General features: G+C 31.0%; 12 protein-coding genes. 7 read left to right on the plus strand and 5 right to left on the minus strand.

Annotation, left to right across the window (positions count from 1 at the left end):
- Positions 1-14: 14 nt before the first annotated feature.
- Both ACOQOS_RS16665 and ACOQOS_RS16670 read right to left on the minus strand, forming a co-directional pair.
- Positions 15-1,601 carry a helix-turn-helix domain-containing protein gene (locus tag ACOQOS_RS16665; protein WP_420571605.1) on the minus strand — a complete coding sequence of 529 codons (1,587 nt, stop codon included), beginning with the start codon at positions 1,599-1,601 and terminating at the stop codon, positions 15-17.
- 362 nt (positions 1,602-1,963) lie between these two features.
- Positions 1,964-2,851, minus strand: coding sequence for a thioredoxin family protein (locus ACOQOS_RS16670; protein WP_420571606.1), 888 nt, complete (start codon positions 2,849-2,851; stop codon positions 1,964-1,966).
- A gap of 224 nt (positions 2,852-3,075) precedes the next feature.
- Between ACOQOS_RS16670 and ACOQOS_RS16675 the strand changes: the two genes are divergently transcribed.
- Complete coding sequence (locus tag ACOQOS_RS16675) at positions 3,076-4,044, plus strand: sensor histidine kinase (protein ID WP_420571607.1); 969 nt, start codon at positions 3,076-3,078, stop codon at positions 4,042-4,044.
- A complete protein-coding gene (locus ACOQOS_RS16680; RefSeq protein ID WP_420571608.1) occupies positions 4,041-4,751 on the plus strand; it encodes a LytR/AlgR family response regulator transcription factor in 711 nt (236 codons plus the stop codon). Before ACOQOS_RS16675 ends, ACOQOS_RS16680 begins: the two co-directional genes overlap by 4 nt.
- A gap of 163 nt (positions 4,752-4,914) precedes the next feature.
- Here the strand turns inward: ACOQOS_RS16680 and ACOQOS_RS16685 are convergent, their stop codons facing one another.
- A complete protein-coding gene (locus ACOQOS_RS16685) occupies positions 4,915-5,046 on the minus strand; it encodes a hypothetical protein (protein WP_420571609.1) in 132 nt (43 codons plus the stop codon).
- Positions 5,047-5,220: 174 nt separating this feature from the next.
- Here ACOQOS_RS16685 and ACOQOS_RS16690 point away from each other — a divergent pair, with 174 nt between their 5' ends.
- Positions 5,221-6,003 (plus strand): amidohydrolase, encoded by a 783-nt coding sequence (locus ACOQOS_RS16690; protein ID WP_420571610.1) that lies wholly within the window; start codon positions 5,221-5,223, stop codon positions 6,001-6,003.
- Here the strand turns inward: ACOQOS_RS16690 and ACOQOS_RS16695 are convergent.
- A complete protein-coding gene (locus tag ACOQOS_RS16695) occupies positions 5,990-7,606 on the minus strand; it encodes an Ig-like domain-containing protein (RefSeq protein ID WP_420571611.1) in 1,617 nt (538 codons plus the stop codon). The two genes, ACOQOS_RS16690 and ACOQOS_RS16695, sit on opposite strands and share 14 nt — an antisense overlap.
- A 60-nt stretch (positions 7,607-7,666) precedes the next feature.
- Entirely contained in the window at positions 7,667-8,284 is a 618-nt protein-coding gene (locus ACOQOS_RS16700; RefSeq protein ID WP_420571612.1) for a ComF family protein, read from the minus strand.
- A gap of 124 nt (positions 8,285-8,408) precedes the next feature.
- Between ACOQOS_RS16700 and ACOQOS_RS16705 the strand changes: the two genes are divergently transcribed.
- The 4 genes from ACOQOS_RS16705 to ACOQOS_RS16720 all read left to right on the plus strand — a co-directional run bounded on the left by ACOQOS_RS16705 (position 8,409) and on the right by ACOQOS_RS16720 (position 13,704).
- A complete protein-coding gene (locus tag ACOQOS_RS16705) occupies positions 8,409-8,807 on the plus strand; it encodes a hypothetical protein (RefSeq protein WP_420571613.1) in 399 nt (132 codons plus the stop codon).
- Positions 8,808-8,939: 132 nt separating this feature from the next.
- On the plus strand, positions 8,940-9,494 hold the full coding sequence (locus ACOQOS_RS16710) for a class I SAM-dependent methyltransferase (RefSeq protein WP_420571614.1): 555 nt from the start codon (positions 8,940-8,942) through the stop codon (positions 9,492-9,494).
- Positions 9,495-9,530: 36 nt separating this feature from the next.
- On the plus strand, positions 9,531-11,072 hold the full coding sequence (locus ACOQOS_RS16715) for a glycine--tRNA ligase (RefSeq protein ID WP_420571615.1): 1,542 nt from the start codon (positions 9,531-9,533) through the stop codon (positions 11,070-11,072).
- 271 nt (positions 11,073-11,343) lie between these two features.
- Positions 11,344-13,704 carry a DUF2339 domain-containing protein gene (locus ACOQOS_RS16720; protein WP_420571616.1) on the plus strand — a complete coding sequence of 787 codons (2,361 nt, stop codon included), beginning with the start codon at positions 11,344-11,346 and terminating at the stop codon, positions 13,702-13,704.
- Positions 13,705-13,826 lie beyond the last annotated feature (122 nt).

The following is a 13,826-nucleotide window of genomic DNA, read 5'->3' on the forward strand; positions in this document are numbered from 1 at the left end:
TGAATAACTCAAATTTATGAATTTGCGTCACTGTTTTTTTCTTTATCATTTAAAGTTTGAATATAGAAAGAAGGATACAATTTCGTGTGTGCTTTAAAATGTTTGGTAAATGAATTGGTACTCTTATATCCTATTTCTTCTGCGATATTCTTGATGGAGTACTTTCTAAATTTAGAATCTTCTTTTAATCGTTTTAGTACATACTGAATACGAAGTTCATTGATGTATTCTGTGAATTTCTTCTGTTTATATGTGCCAACTATTTTAGATAGATAACTTGTATTCGTTTTGATCTTTTTTGCTACGTTTTGCAAAGAACAATTACTACTTAAAAAGTATAAAGAAGTTTCGAGTTTATCCAAACGCGTTAAAATTTCTTGTACTTTTTTGTCTTGAATGGTTACATCTTTTTTCTTCTTTTGATGATTTTCTGTTTCTATTTTTTGCATCAATTTTTCGAAAATAAGCTTATTCTTTTTGCGAGCATTGATGAATTTTAAAATAAAAAATACACAACAAATTAATACAAGAACTCCAAGAATAGAAACAATTTTTACGGTGTCTTTTAGTTGCGATTCAGATGTACTCAACTCTTTGTTTTCTTTATTAACATTGTTAAGTAATGTTTCATAAACACGGGTTCTATCTATATCTTTTAATTTATCCAAAGCTTTGTATGCTTCAAAACTTGCATTCGATTTTTTAATTGCGCCTTGGCTTTTATATATATCAGCAAGAGTTTCATGGGTTTTTAGTAAAATATGCGGATTGAATTTGAGAATATTTTTATTATTATTTTCGTTTGAAGCAGTTTGTTTCGTCAATTCTAAAAAATCAATTGCTTTCGCATACTGTTTTAGTCCTACATATGATTTTCCGATATAATAATACACTTCCACTAGACGTTTTTTATTTTTTAAACTAAGCGTAATAACTGTCGCTTTATTTAAATACATGATTGCTTTTTGAAAATCACTTTTCATATAATGAGCAATTCCCATATCAATATAAAAATAGCTTTCTCCTTCTTCGTCTTTATTTGCAGAAGCATAGCTAAGTCCGGGTTTTGCATAAAAAAGTGTAGAATCGGGTTGTGATAAGGTTAAAAAAGTACCTGTCAATCCTAAATAGGTGTTGATTCCAATTGTTTCTTTTTCAAGCTTATGCTGTTTGCATAATTTGAAGTTTTCTTGAAACATTTGTAAAGCTTCTTCATTTAAATGTACGTTGCGTTTTACTTTAGCAAGATTTTCTCGTGCCATAATTTGACTCAAAACATGCTCACTTTTTTTAGCGTATTCTAAGGCTTTAAAATAATATGCTAAGGAAGTTTCATCATCGCCAAGATATACATGTGCATTTCCTTGTGTCATTAATGCTTTTGATGAAAATACATTATTTCCTGTTTTTTCAGCAGCAATTACAGCTTTTTCAGCAAATTGAAGTCCTGTTTTGTAATCACCTTGAATATTGGCGATTCGTGCGAGTTGATAATAAGCTTTAAAGATAAATTCTAAGTTGTTTTCAACTTCACTTTTTTGTAAAAGAATTTCAGCTTTTTTACGAGCCGTTTCTGGATCTGAAAATTTTTGCTTTATCACAAATTCATACATTTCACCTAAAGAAGCATCTTTGGAAAGTTCTTGTGCCTACGAAAAATTATGAACGATTAAAAATAATACACAGGTTAAAAATTTAGAAAGCGGCAATTTCATAAAGTGTGTTTGTAGTCTAAAAACGTATTTCGTTGATGCTGTATTATTTAAAAAAATATGGTAGGAACTGAGTTAAATTTTTAAAGGAACAGACATTGTTAAAAATACTAATAATTCTTCGCCGACGAATATAGCTTTGATTCTTTTTTTAAATGTCACATTAATTTTGGTTTTAAAAAGCGAAAAGCAACGCTAAATCTCACGTAGAGATGCGCTGCTTTTCTAAACAAACTTTGCGTTGAAATATTTTATTTTTTCATTTTTGAGAGCATCGTTTTTGCATTTTTGTCATTTGCATCGATAGCCAATACTTTTGAATAATATTTTGTAGCTTTTTGATAATCTTCGGTTTCAAAATATGCTTCTGCCAAACTATCATATCCATTTTTATTCTCTGGAAATAGCTGTGTATTTATTGTAAAAGTCGCAATTGCTTTTGTATACGCTTTCGCGCGAAGCAACACATAACCATAGGTATTTAATTCTTTTAGACTTTTTGAATGTTTCTGTAATTTAGAGGCCACTTTCTCTTGATTTTTAACAACATAATCTGCTCCTTTTTTCTTGAACAACTCATGGAGCTCTGTGACAACTTGATAGTTGTGCTCATAAGATTTCTTTCTGCAAATTCTCAACAAATCGGCTTCCAAACTTTCTACAGGATGTTCTACAATACGTCCTATTTCTTTTCCTTTTTTGTCATACACTATAAATGTAGGAACACGATGAATGTTCAAGCCTTTTTCTTCACCATTTGGACCTTGTTTGTAGTTGGATCGAGCGTTATTTAAACCAACAACACGCAATTTGTCTTCAGAGAAATTAGCAGCTTCTAGTACTTTATAAAACTTTGGAACTTCACGTTTGCTGTCGCCACACCAAGTTCCCATAAAAACAGTAATAGTATATTTCTTAAGCTTTCGCTGTAGTTTTTTTATGATTTTTGCATCAGGTTCATAGGCTTCGTAATTTTTTGAAAACCATGAATTAAAAGAATTAGAAGTAAATCCTTCTTTGGTGATTTCTCCTAAAATCATATCGCGTCCTCTGGCGTCTTTTGTTACCTGATTCACGTTTTGCGCACTTGTAAATTGTAATGTAAAAAATACAAGCGCAAAAATAAATAGTTTGTTCATCTTTTGGTTGATTTTAAATTGATGATTCAAAACTCAGACAATCAAAAATGGAATACCAAAAAAGTTCACAATCTACGTGAATACCTTTATAAACGGCATTCTTGTAAAAGAGGTATTTCTTTTCGTAAAAATGGAAGTTTGTACAGCAAAGCATGTATTTTGTCCATTTATATTTGACGAATTCTACGTTTCTTAGTACTTTGATTGCTTGTAAAAACAGCTCCATGAATTTCTTTAATCATAAAATTTCTAAAATCCTGATCCACATTTTATTTTGGACCTTGTTCGTTTTTGTTTCGCTGTTTTACTTTTCAGATTATTATTGGGCAGAAAATCCGTTTCTTCAATATTTATCTATTCTTGTCATTATTGTATATGTGAATGACTTTGCGTTGTTACCATATTTTGAAAAGAAAAAATGGTATACATTATATATTCTCATCATTGCGTTGATCAGTTTTTTGGCGACACAATTATATTGCAACGTATTTGCGCAATGCGGTTGTAGTGTTGCAAAATGCTTGTCAGACTATGTATGGCAAACTATTGTGCCAATTATCTTTTTCTCTTTTGTTTGGATGTTGTTTCGCTATTTAGAAAAGAAAGATGAAGTAGAAGAAATTCAACGAAAGCATACAGAAATGGAATTGAAATTCTTGAAATCACAGATAAATCCGCATGTATTGTTTAATAATTTGAACACAATTTATTCGTATTCATTGGAAAAACCAGCGCAAGTTCCTGAGTTGATTTTGATGTTGTCTAATAATCTGAAACACGTATTGTACGAAAGCAATGCGACATTTGTTCCGCTAGAAAAAGAACTTACTTTTATTGATAATTACATTGCGTTTCAAGAGATACGTACCGAAGGAATCAAAACGATTACATATCAAAAAAGTATTGTGCAATTTAATTATGATATTGCGCCACTTTTATTAATTACAATTATTGAAAATGCGTTTAAACACAGTACAATTGATACCACTATTGATATTCATATTTCAGTAGAAAATAATGTGTTAGAATGTGTGTGTACAAATGAATTTGATGCCACCAAAATAGCAGCAGAAGAGCAAATTGGATTGCAAAATCTTAAAAAGCGTTTAGAGTTGATTTATAAAGATAAATATGAATTACATATTGAAGCGAAAGCCAAGTATCGTGTAACTTTGAAATTACAATTGACATGAAACATCCACTAAAGTGTATTATAATAGAAGATGAAATTCCTGCGCAACGTATTCTAAAAAGTTACATTGCTAAAGTGTCCTATTTAGAATTGATAGGAACATTTAATGCTGCTTTAAAAGCCTATGATACTTTACATTCAGAAGAAATTGACTTGATTTTTTTAGATATTAATTTGCCTGATATTTCTGGGTTAAGTTTTTTGCGTACACTCAAAAATCCGCCTACAATTATTATGACAACAGCCTATCCAGATTATGCTGTGGAAAGTTTTGAGTTTGAAACGATTATTGACTATTTAGTGAAGCCATTTTCTTTGGAACGTTTCTTAAAAGCAATTCAAAAAATACAACGTTTACAACCAAAAATTGTAGAAAGAGAAGTGCAAAAACAAGCATCCAATACTTTGTTTTTGAATGTAGATAAAACGTTTCATAAAATACAATTTCAAGAAATATTTTATGTCGAATCTGAACGAAATTATCTCACATTGGTCAGCAACCAACAAAAATTATCTTTCATAGGAACATTGCGAACATGGAAAGAGAAATTGCCTGAAAATCAATTCATTCAAATTCATAAATCATTTGTGATAAACAAAGATCATGTGGATAAAATTACAGGAAACGAAGTGTATATTCACGACAAGCGGATTCCAATAGGAAGAACGTTTAAAGCAAGACTCTTTGAAGTATTAGATATCAATTAAAAAGTTGAATCCTAAAAAAAGCGAACCAAAGTTCGCTTGTCATTTTAATTTTTACGGTTTTCAGCTCTCATTTGAGCTATAATGTTTCCTCCGCTGATGGTTTCTGGTTTTTGAATTTCGAATTTTTTAAATTTTTCTAACATATCATTGCTTTTTAATAAGATTAATCATCCCAAGGCTTGCTAATATGACAGCAATCTTCATTGATAAAGCTACAACAAATTCCTCCGCCATTGATAGCTTGTTGTTCTACTTTGTTTAAGGGTTTTCCGATTTCTAATAGGTTTTTTAACATGATTATTATTTTTAAATTGATTGTAAATCAAGGTATTAAAATATATGATGATCTCTTTACGGAAAAACCATAATTAACATTCCGCTATTGATCTTATATTTTTGTAATTTCATACCAACATACCAACATACCAACATACCAACATACCAACATACCAACATACCAACATACCAAATGGAAAACCAAGAATTAAAAATAGCACTTGTACAAACCAACTTAATTTGGGAACATCCTACGCAAAACCGTATTCAATTAGAAGAAAAAATGAATGCAATTTCAGAAACTGTTGATGTGATTGTATTGCCAGAAATGTTTACCTCTGGTTTTACAATGAATCCGCAAGCTGTTGCAGAAACTATGGAAGGTGAAACCATTACTTGGATAAAAACGTTAGCAAAAACTAAAAATGTAGCAATTACAGGAAGTTTGGTAATTTCAGAAAATGGAAATCATTACAATCGTTTGATATTTGTGTTGCCTTCAGGAGAAATTGAAAGCTACGATAAGCGACACACGTTTACGTTGGCAGGCGAACATGAAGTATATACTGCTGGAACATCTAAAAATATTATCAACTATAAAGGTTGGAATATTTGCCCGCTTATTTGTTACGATTTGCGTTTCCCAGTTTGGGCAAGAAATGTAGAAAACTATGATGTTTTATTATATGTTGCCAATTGGCCAAAACCACGAATCAACGCATGGGACGCATTACTAAAAGCGCGTGCTATTGAAAATATGAGTTATTGTATTGGTGTTAATAGAGTAGGATTGGATGCAAATTCGCATGAATATCCTGGGCATTGTGCTGCCTATGATGTATTGGGTGAAAAAGTCACGAATATAGCTGAAAATAAAGAAGAAACGGAAATCGTTACTTTGACAAAATCTCATATAGAAACCTATCGTAACAAACTAAAATTCTTGAATGATAAAGATGCGTTTATCTTAACTTAATCAGCTCTTCAATTACGTCCCAATTAGCTCGTACTTTTTGCTTTCCTGGAAAATATTTTACAGTTTCAGGCTGTATGTTTTTTAAGTAATTTCCAGTATCCCATTTTCCATTTTTATTTGTGTCATACACTACGCGGAAATACACAGTTTGTGGTTCAATAAATGGAAACTCACAATAAGGTTTTGGTTCTGTTAGGTATTCTTCGGCAATTACTTCTAGTTTTTCGGTTACTACTTGTACAATAACAGGAAATTCTTTACCTGGATATGATAATCGGATGTTTCCATAATCTTTATCTGCTTTAGTAGATAAAGTATAATTTAATGTATCATTCACTTCACCATAAAAATCAGTAATGGTTTTTGGAAGCATCGTAATTGTATAACGTTGACTTTCTTTTTTCTCAAAAAAGATATCCAAACTGTTTTTCTCTTCATTGAATTTTGAAGTGAATTTGACAGGAATAGAGTCTTTATTTTGAATAGAAATTAATTGATCATTTACAGTTGCGATTGGTGTATTTGCTGCAATTTTGAAATCTCCATTTGTTGGAATTGTTCCTCTAAAATTTGTAGAAAGTTTCATAGAATCTCTTTCCATTTCTTTCAGTTTCACGGTAAAATCTTTACTATACTTTCCTTTAGAAACAGTAAATAATAATGAATCTGTTTCGGGTTTTAAGTTTTCATACCAATAGCGTAATGTATCCTTTTCTGGATCTTGTGTAGTTTTATAGCGAAAATCAGCAGCAACTTCAGAGTTGATTTTAATATTCATGCTATCTACTTTTCCTTCATATCCAAAAACAATCATATTTTTTGAAACTTGTGCTGGACGTGTAGCTTTAAACTCAGGAATTTCTTTAAATAATGTGATTGAATAGACAGAATCTGTTGGTACTGTGACTTCCTGTTCAACATATCCAATTTTATCAAACTTAGGATCAAAAACATAATTATTTGATGCATCTTTTAGTGCAATCATTTTGTATTTTCCAGCACGTAAATTAGACAATTTAAACTCCTTTAAACTATCTAACGTATTGGTAATATATGTTGGTGTTCTTTTATATATAGTAGAATCAGTATACGTAGAATCTATCTCAAATAACATGACAGAAACAAATTTTTCTGGACCAATTTTAAGTGCATCTTTGAGCGTTCCGGTAACTTCTAAAGAATCGATATATGGACCTGTCGAAAACACATATTTAAAATAATCGTATGGATTTTCTTCATTATTATCAACAATACTTTGTCCAAAATTGAATGAATACGTTGTGTTTGGCTGCAACGTATCTAAAATTTGAATATCTATATATTTACTAGCACTTCCTTGCGGATATATAATATAACCGCCTTCTTTGATTGGTGGAGAAATAATAAGTTGTTTCTGAATGTCTTTTACCTTGATGTATTCGTCAAAATAAATGCGAATTCGTTTCTTATCGAAATTAGTACTGAATTCCTCAGGCTGTGCTTTTACCATTTTTGGTGGTGTTTTATCAGGTTTTCCACCTGTAGGAGTTCCACGCTTCGCACAATTAACTACTGATAGTAGTGCTATGGCAACTAAAAAAAGATATATAAAACGTTGTTTCATTCACTAAATTAAAATGATGCGGTACAAATTAACTAATTATTTTTGGTACTAACGAAGGTTTTAACTTGCTATTGACATAGTTGCTACACTAATTTTAATATTTGGTATTTTTTTTAGCGCATTTGCACAAGCTTCCAAAGTAGCGCCAGTCGTAATAACATCGTCAACGAGTAGAATGTGTTTTTCGGCTAATGTTGAAGTATCAGCAATTTCAAAAGAATGTTGTGTCGTAAGCCAACGTGCAGCCCGTTTTTTAAAGGCTTGTGTTTTGGTATGATTAACTTTGATCAGAATATCGTCTGTATACATAGCGTTCAAATGATTGGCAAGTTGTTGACCAAAAGTTGTTACTTGGTTATAACCGCGTTTGTATAATCGTTTTTTGTGTAATGGAACAGGAATGATGTGTGAAATGGTATTGTATGAAACTTCTTTTTTTAGTTCTTGACCAAGTAAATCTCCTAATAAGACTCCAATTTCTTGTCTGCCTTTATATTTTAAATGATGTAATAACTGTTGTACCATTCCATTCTTTTTGTAGTGTAATAAAGCAGTGGCATTTTCTATTTGAACGCGGCCGTAAAAAGTCTGTTTTACAGGATTTTGCCGATGCTTGTGAAAATCCGTATATGGTAAATTGTGTAGGCATTTCGTACAAATGTGCTGCTCTTGATGCATAAGTTTGTCAGAACAAGCTAAGCAAGTCTTTGGAAAAAAGGAAGAAAGAATATTATTTAATATATTTGCCAACTGAAAATATTAATTTTTAACAGAAATTAGATTTAAAAATACTACTTTTTTTATGAGTAGAGCTACAAAAGATACAATCCAAAAAATATTATTAATTGCGCTTTCTGCAATGACTGTGTCTATGGTGCTCATTTCTGTGTTCAATTATAAAGACAACAGACAAAAAAACGATTACTTAGACAAAGAAAAGATATTAGTGCAAGAAGAATTAGAAGTAATTATTAAAAATTACACACACATTGCAAGTCATCACAAAATACATTCTGAGGAAATCAATATAGAAAAAGAAAAAGCTGTTAAATTATTAAATAGTTTAAAGAATACGATTATAGATTATGAATCTATCATAAAGTACAGAAGAGAAATGCTCGAACTAAGAAAAAACAATCATCGATTGCAAGAAACATTTCATCAAGGAATGTCTACAGAATCAATGAATACTACTTATTAGTCAATAGTTTTCACATTCTTGTTAAAAAAAGAAAAGAATCGGTTGAAAAAGCATTATAAATTCTGAATAATTTCTTTACTTCGCGTCACATTCAAAATTCATCATCAAAAAAAGCATTAAAAGTCTCTTCATTTGGATAAATTAAAATTTTTCAGAGAAGCAATACGCGATATTAAAACTTCGGGAACTATTTTCCCAAGCTCACGATTTTTATCCCGAAGAATTGTAAAAAATATAGATTTTTCTACGGTAAAGGTTATTGTTGAGTTTGGTCCTGGAAATGGAATCATCACCAAAGAAATTTTAAAAAGAATACAACCACATACAAAGTTGATTGCTTTTGAGATTAACGATAAGTTTTTTGAATCTCTCGAAAACATCAAACATTCACAGTTAATTATAGAAAAAGTTTCTGCTGAAGACATTACGCCAATTCTAAAAAAACATGGTTTTGACAAGGCAGATTGCATCATTTCTAGTTTGCCATTAACCAATATTCCAACAGAAATAAGTGATCGAATTTTAGCGAATTCCTATGCTGCAATGGTTGAAAATAGCTTGTTTGTCCAATACCAATACAGTCTTACGTACTACAAAAAATTAAAAGAAGTGTTTAACGATAAAGTAAAGTTATCGTTTGAAGCATTCAATATTCCACCAGCTTTTGTATACATCGCGCAAAAATAGCTTGTAGCTGATACACAAACGTTTTATATTTGCGCCATGGCAAAACAAGACGATCAATTTAAGAAGGTAGTATCGCACGCAAAAGAATACGGTTATATATTTCAATCGAGTGAAATTTATGACGGTTTAAGTGCTGTATACGATTATGCTCAAAATGGAGTAGAGTTAAAGAAAAATATTCGCGACTATTGGTGGAAAGCAATGGTTCAGATGAATGAAAATATTGTAGGAATTGATGCTGCAATATTAATGCATCCAACAACTTGGAAAGCTTCTGGCCACGTAGATGCGTTTAATGATCCTTTAATTGATAACAAAGATTCAAAAAAGCGTTACCGCGCAGATGTTTTAGTAGAAGATTACTGTGCTAAAATTGAAGCTAAAATTGAAAAAGAAGTCAAAAAAGCAGCAAAACGTTTTGGAGAAGCATTCAATAAAGAAGAATTTATATCTACGAACGGTCGTGTATTAGGCTACCAAGAAAAAATAAATACCATTCTTTCGCGTTTAGGGAAATCATTAGAAAATGAAGACTTAGCAGATGTAAAAGCGTTGATTGAAGAATTGGAAATTGCAGATCCGATGACAGGTTCTAAAAACTGGACAGAAGTAAAACAATTCAACTTAATGTTCGGAACAAAATTAGGAGCTTCCGCAGATACTGCAATGGATTTATATTTACGACCAGAAACAGCACAAGGTATTTTTGTAAACTTTACCAATGTGCAAAAAACAGGTCGTATGAAAATTCCTTTCGGAATTGCACAAACAGGAAAAGCATTTCGTAATGAAATCGTAGCACGTCAGTTTATCTTTAGACAACGTGAGTTTGAACAAATGGAAATGCAATTCTTTGTAAAACCAGGAACACAAAAAGAATGGTACGAGCAATGGAAGGAAAATCGTATGAAGTGGCATTTGTCATTAGGAATGGGCAAAGATAATTATCGTTTCCACGATCATGAGAAATTAGCACATTATGCTGATGCTGCCGCAGATATTGAATTTAAATTCCCTTTTGGTTTCAAAGAATTAGAAGGAATTCATTCACGTACGGACTTCGATTTAAGTCAGCATGAAGAATTTTCAGGTAAAAAATTACAATACTTCGATCATGAAGCCAAAGAAAGCTATGTGCCATATGTAGTAGAAACATCTATCGGTTTAGATCGTATGTTTTTAGCTGTTTTCTCAAATTCATTAGTAAATGAAACTTTAGAAGATGGTTCTGAACGTGTTGTATTGCGTTTGCCTGCTGTATTAGCGCCAACAAAAGCAGCCGTTTTACCATTGGTGAAGAAAGATGGTTTACCAGAAATTGCACGTAAAATTATAGACGATTTAAAGTTTGATTTCAACGTAATTTATGATGAAAAAGATGCAGTTGGACGTCGTTACCGTAGACAAGATGCCGCAGGAACACCATTCTGTATTACTGTAGATCATGATACATTAGAAGACAATATGGTAACTATTCGTCATAGAGATACGATGGAGCAACAACGTGTAAAAATTGAAGATGTACGTGGTATTATCAACAAAGAAGTTGATATGCGTGCTTGGTTGATGAACATGTAAATTTTACGAAAACAATATTTATATAAAAAAGCAATGCACTATGTATTGCTTTTTTTGTATTTCTACAGGATATGTTTTTTGTAACTATATCGACTGTTTTTAAGTTTGTAAAACTATAAAGAATAGATATTTATGTTTTTTTAGAGCTATAAATATCATCCTTTTTGAATGAAAACTTAATTTAAAAAGATACTGACATTGTTCATATTTGTAGTGAAAGTGCTTATCTTCAAAAAATTAGTGAAAGCATACACAATCAATCAACAAAAGTATGAAAGAACATAACGAACGTATTCTGCAACTTTCGGCACGAATTGATATTTTGGCACAAAAGCAGTATGAATTTACCAGAGAAATCTCAGAGTTACGCAAACAATTAGAAGAACTCAGAGCAAAAAAATGGGAAGATATTGCTGAAATGACTACTGAAGAAACACCAATCGTTTCTGAGGAAACAATTTCAATTCCAGAAGTGCCAGCAACAGTTTACGAAAAAGTAGAAGAGACAATTGCTACGCCTCCACAACCGGAGATTATTCCAGAAACACCAGCAGATACCACACAATCTATCCCAAACAATACGGATCAAAAATCAAATCTTGAAAAGTTTATTGGTGAAAATGTTTTAAACAAAATCGGAATTATTATTACGATTATTGGTGTTTCTATTGGAGTAAAATATTCTATTGAACACGATTTAATTAGTCCGTTAACACGTATTATTTTAGGCTATCTAAGCGGAATTGCGTTATTAAGTGTTGGAATCAAACTAAAAAAGAAATACGAAAATTACAGTGCAGTTTTGGTAAGTGGTGCTATTACAATCATGTATTTTATTACCTATGCAGCGTATAGTTTTTACGGTTTAATACCGCAAGTGCCCGCATTTATAATGATGGTACTCTTTACTATTTTTGGTGTCGCCACAGCAATTCATTACAACCGACAAGTCATAGCACATATAGGTTTAGTTGGAGCGTATGCAATACCTTTTCTCTTAAGTAATGATTCGGGAAATGTATTGGTGTTATTCTCGTATATAACCATTATCAATATTGGAATCTTAGTAATTGCATATAAAAAATATTGGAAACTATTATACTGTTCGTCATTCGGATTCACTTGGTTGATCTATTTTTCTTGGTATGTAACTAATTATTCTGTGTCAGCACATTTTGGAGTTGCGCTAAGTTTCTTGACGATATTCTTTGTTATTTTTTATATGATGCTTTTAGCGTATAAAGTATTGAGAAAAGAAGCATATACGGCTATTGATATTTTACTATTGTTGTTAAATACATTTTTCTTTTATGCTATAGGATATGCACTATTATATCACCATGAAGTAGCAGAAAACTACTTGGGAGTTTTTACAGTATTCAATGCATTATTACATGGAAGTATCGCACTGTTTTTATTCAGACAAAAAGAGATAGACAAAAACTTATTTTATCTAATTGTTGGATTGGCAATTACATTTATCACTATTGCAATTCCTGTAGAATTAGATGGAAATTGGGTGACAATGTTGTGGATTTTAGAAGCAGCCATTTTATTTTGGATTGGACGGACAAAAGGGTTGGCGATTTATGAAAAACTTTCATTTCCATTAATTTTATTAGCTTTTTTGAGCCTCATTCACGATTGGACAAGTTTATATCCAAGTCTATACGGAGCGAATTCTGATGTGAGAATTAGAACGATATTCAATATGAACTTTGTGAATTCACTGTTTTTTACAGCTATTTTTGGATACATCACGAGACTATTTTTTGATAAAAAATATACATCTCCATTACAACTTTCAAAATCGTTAACAGAAATGTTATCATACATATTGCCAGGTATTTTGATTGTGACAGTATATTTTACTTTTAGAGTTGAAATATCAAGTTATTGGAATCAATTGTATTTAGATTCTGGAGAAGAAACAAATGGATATCTTCAGGGACAGAATTACTCGTTTTTAAAATTTAAAACAATTTGGATACTTAATTACACATTACTTTTCTTATCAGTGCTATCATTTGTAAATATTAAGAAAATTAAAAATGAAATACTCGGATATGTCAATCTTAATCTAAATGCTGCAGCGATTATCATTTTCTTAACGCAAGGATTATATATTCTAGCAACACTGAGAAATCTATATATACAAGAGTTCTTTGAACTTGGAGTAATGGCGATAATAATTCGTTACATATCATATCTATTTGTCATACTCTTATTAATAGTAACTTATACGTACGTTCGTCAAAAGTTTATTACAAAAGACTTAAAAGTCATTTTCAATTGTATTTTACATTTCACAGCTTTATGTATTCTAAGCAGTGAACTTGTACATTGGCTAGACATGGCATCAAGTATTGAATCAGATAAACTCGGATTGAGTATTTTATGGGGAACGTATTCGTTATTTGCGATTGTTTTAGGAATATGGAAACAAAAAAGATATCTGCGAATTGGAGCAATCGCTCTTTTCGGAATCACATTAATTAAATTATTCTTTTACGATATCGCACATTTATCAACAATCTCTAAAACAATTGTTTTTGTCTCTTTAGGTGTATTATTATTGATTATTTCATTCTTATATAATAAATACAAGAGCAAAATTTTTGATGAGAATTAATATAAATTACACATAAGATATATAAAAGCAATGCGTTATGCATTGCTTTTTTGTATATGTACATTGATGATTTCTCTCCAATAAAATTAAACAGTTAACCATTAACGACGTTTTTTAACTTT

The sequence above is a fragment of the Kordia sp. genome (assembly GCF_965224175.1).
In the GTDB taxonomy this organism is placed as follows: Bacteria; Bacteroidota; Bacteroidia; order Flavobacteriales; family Flavobacteriaceae; genus Kordia.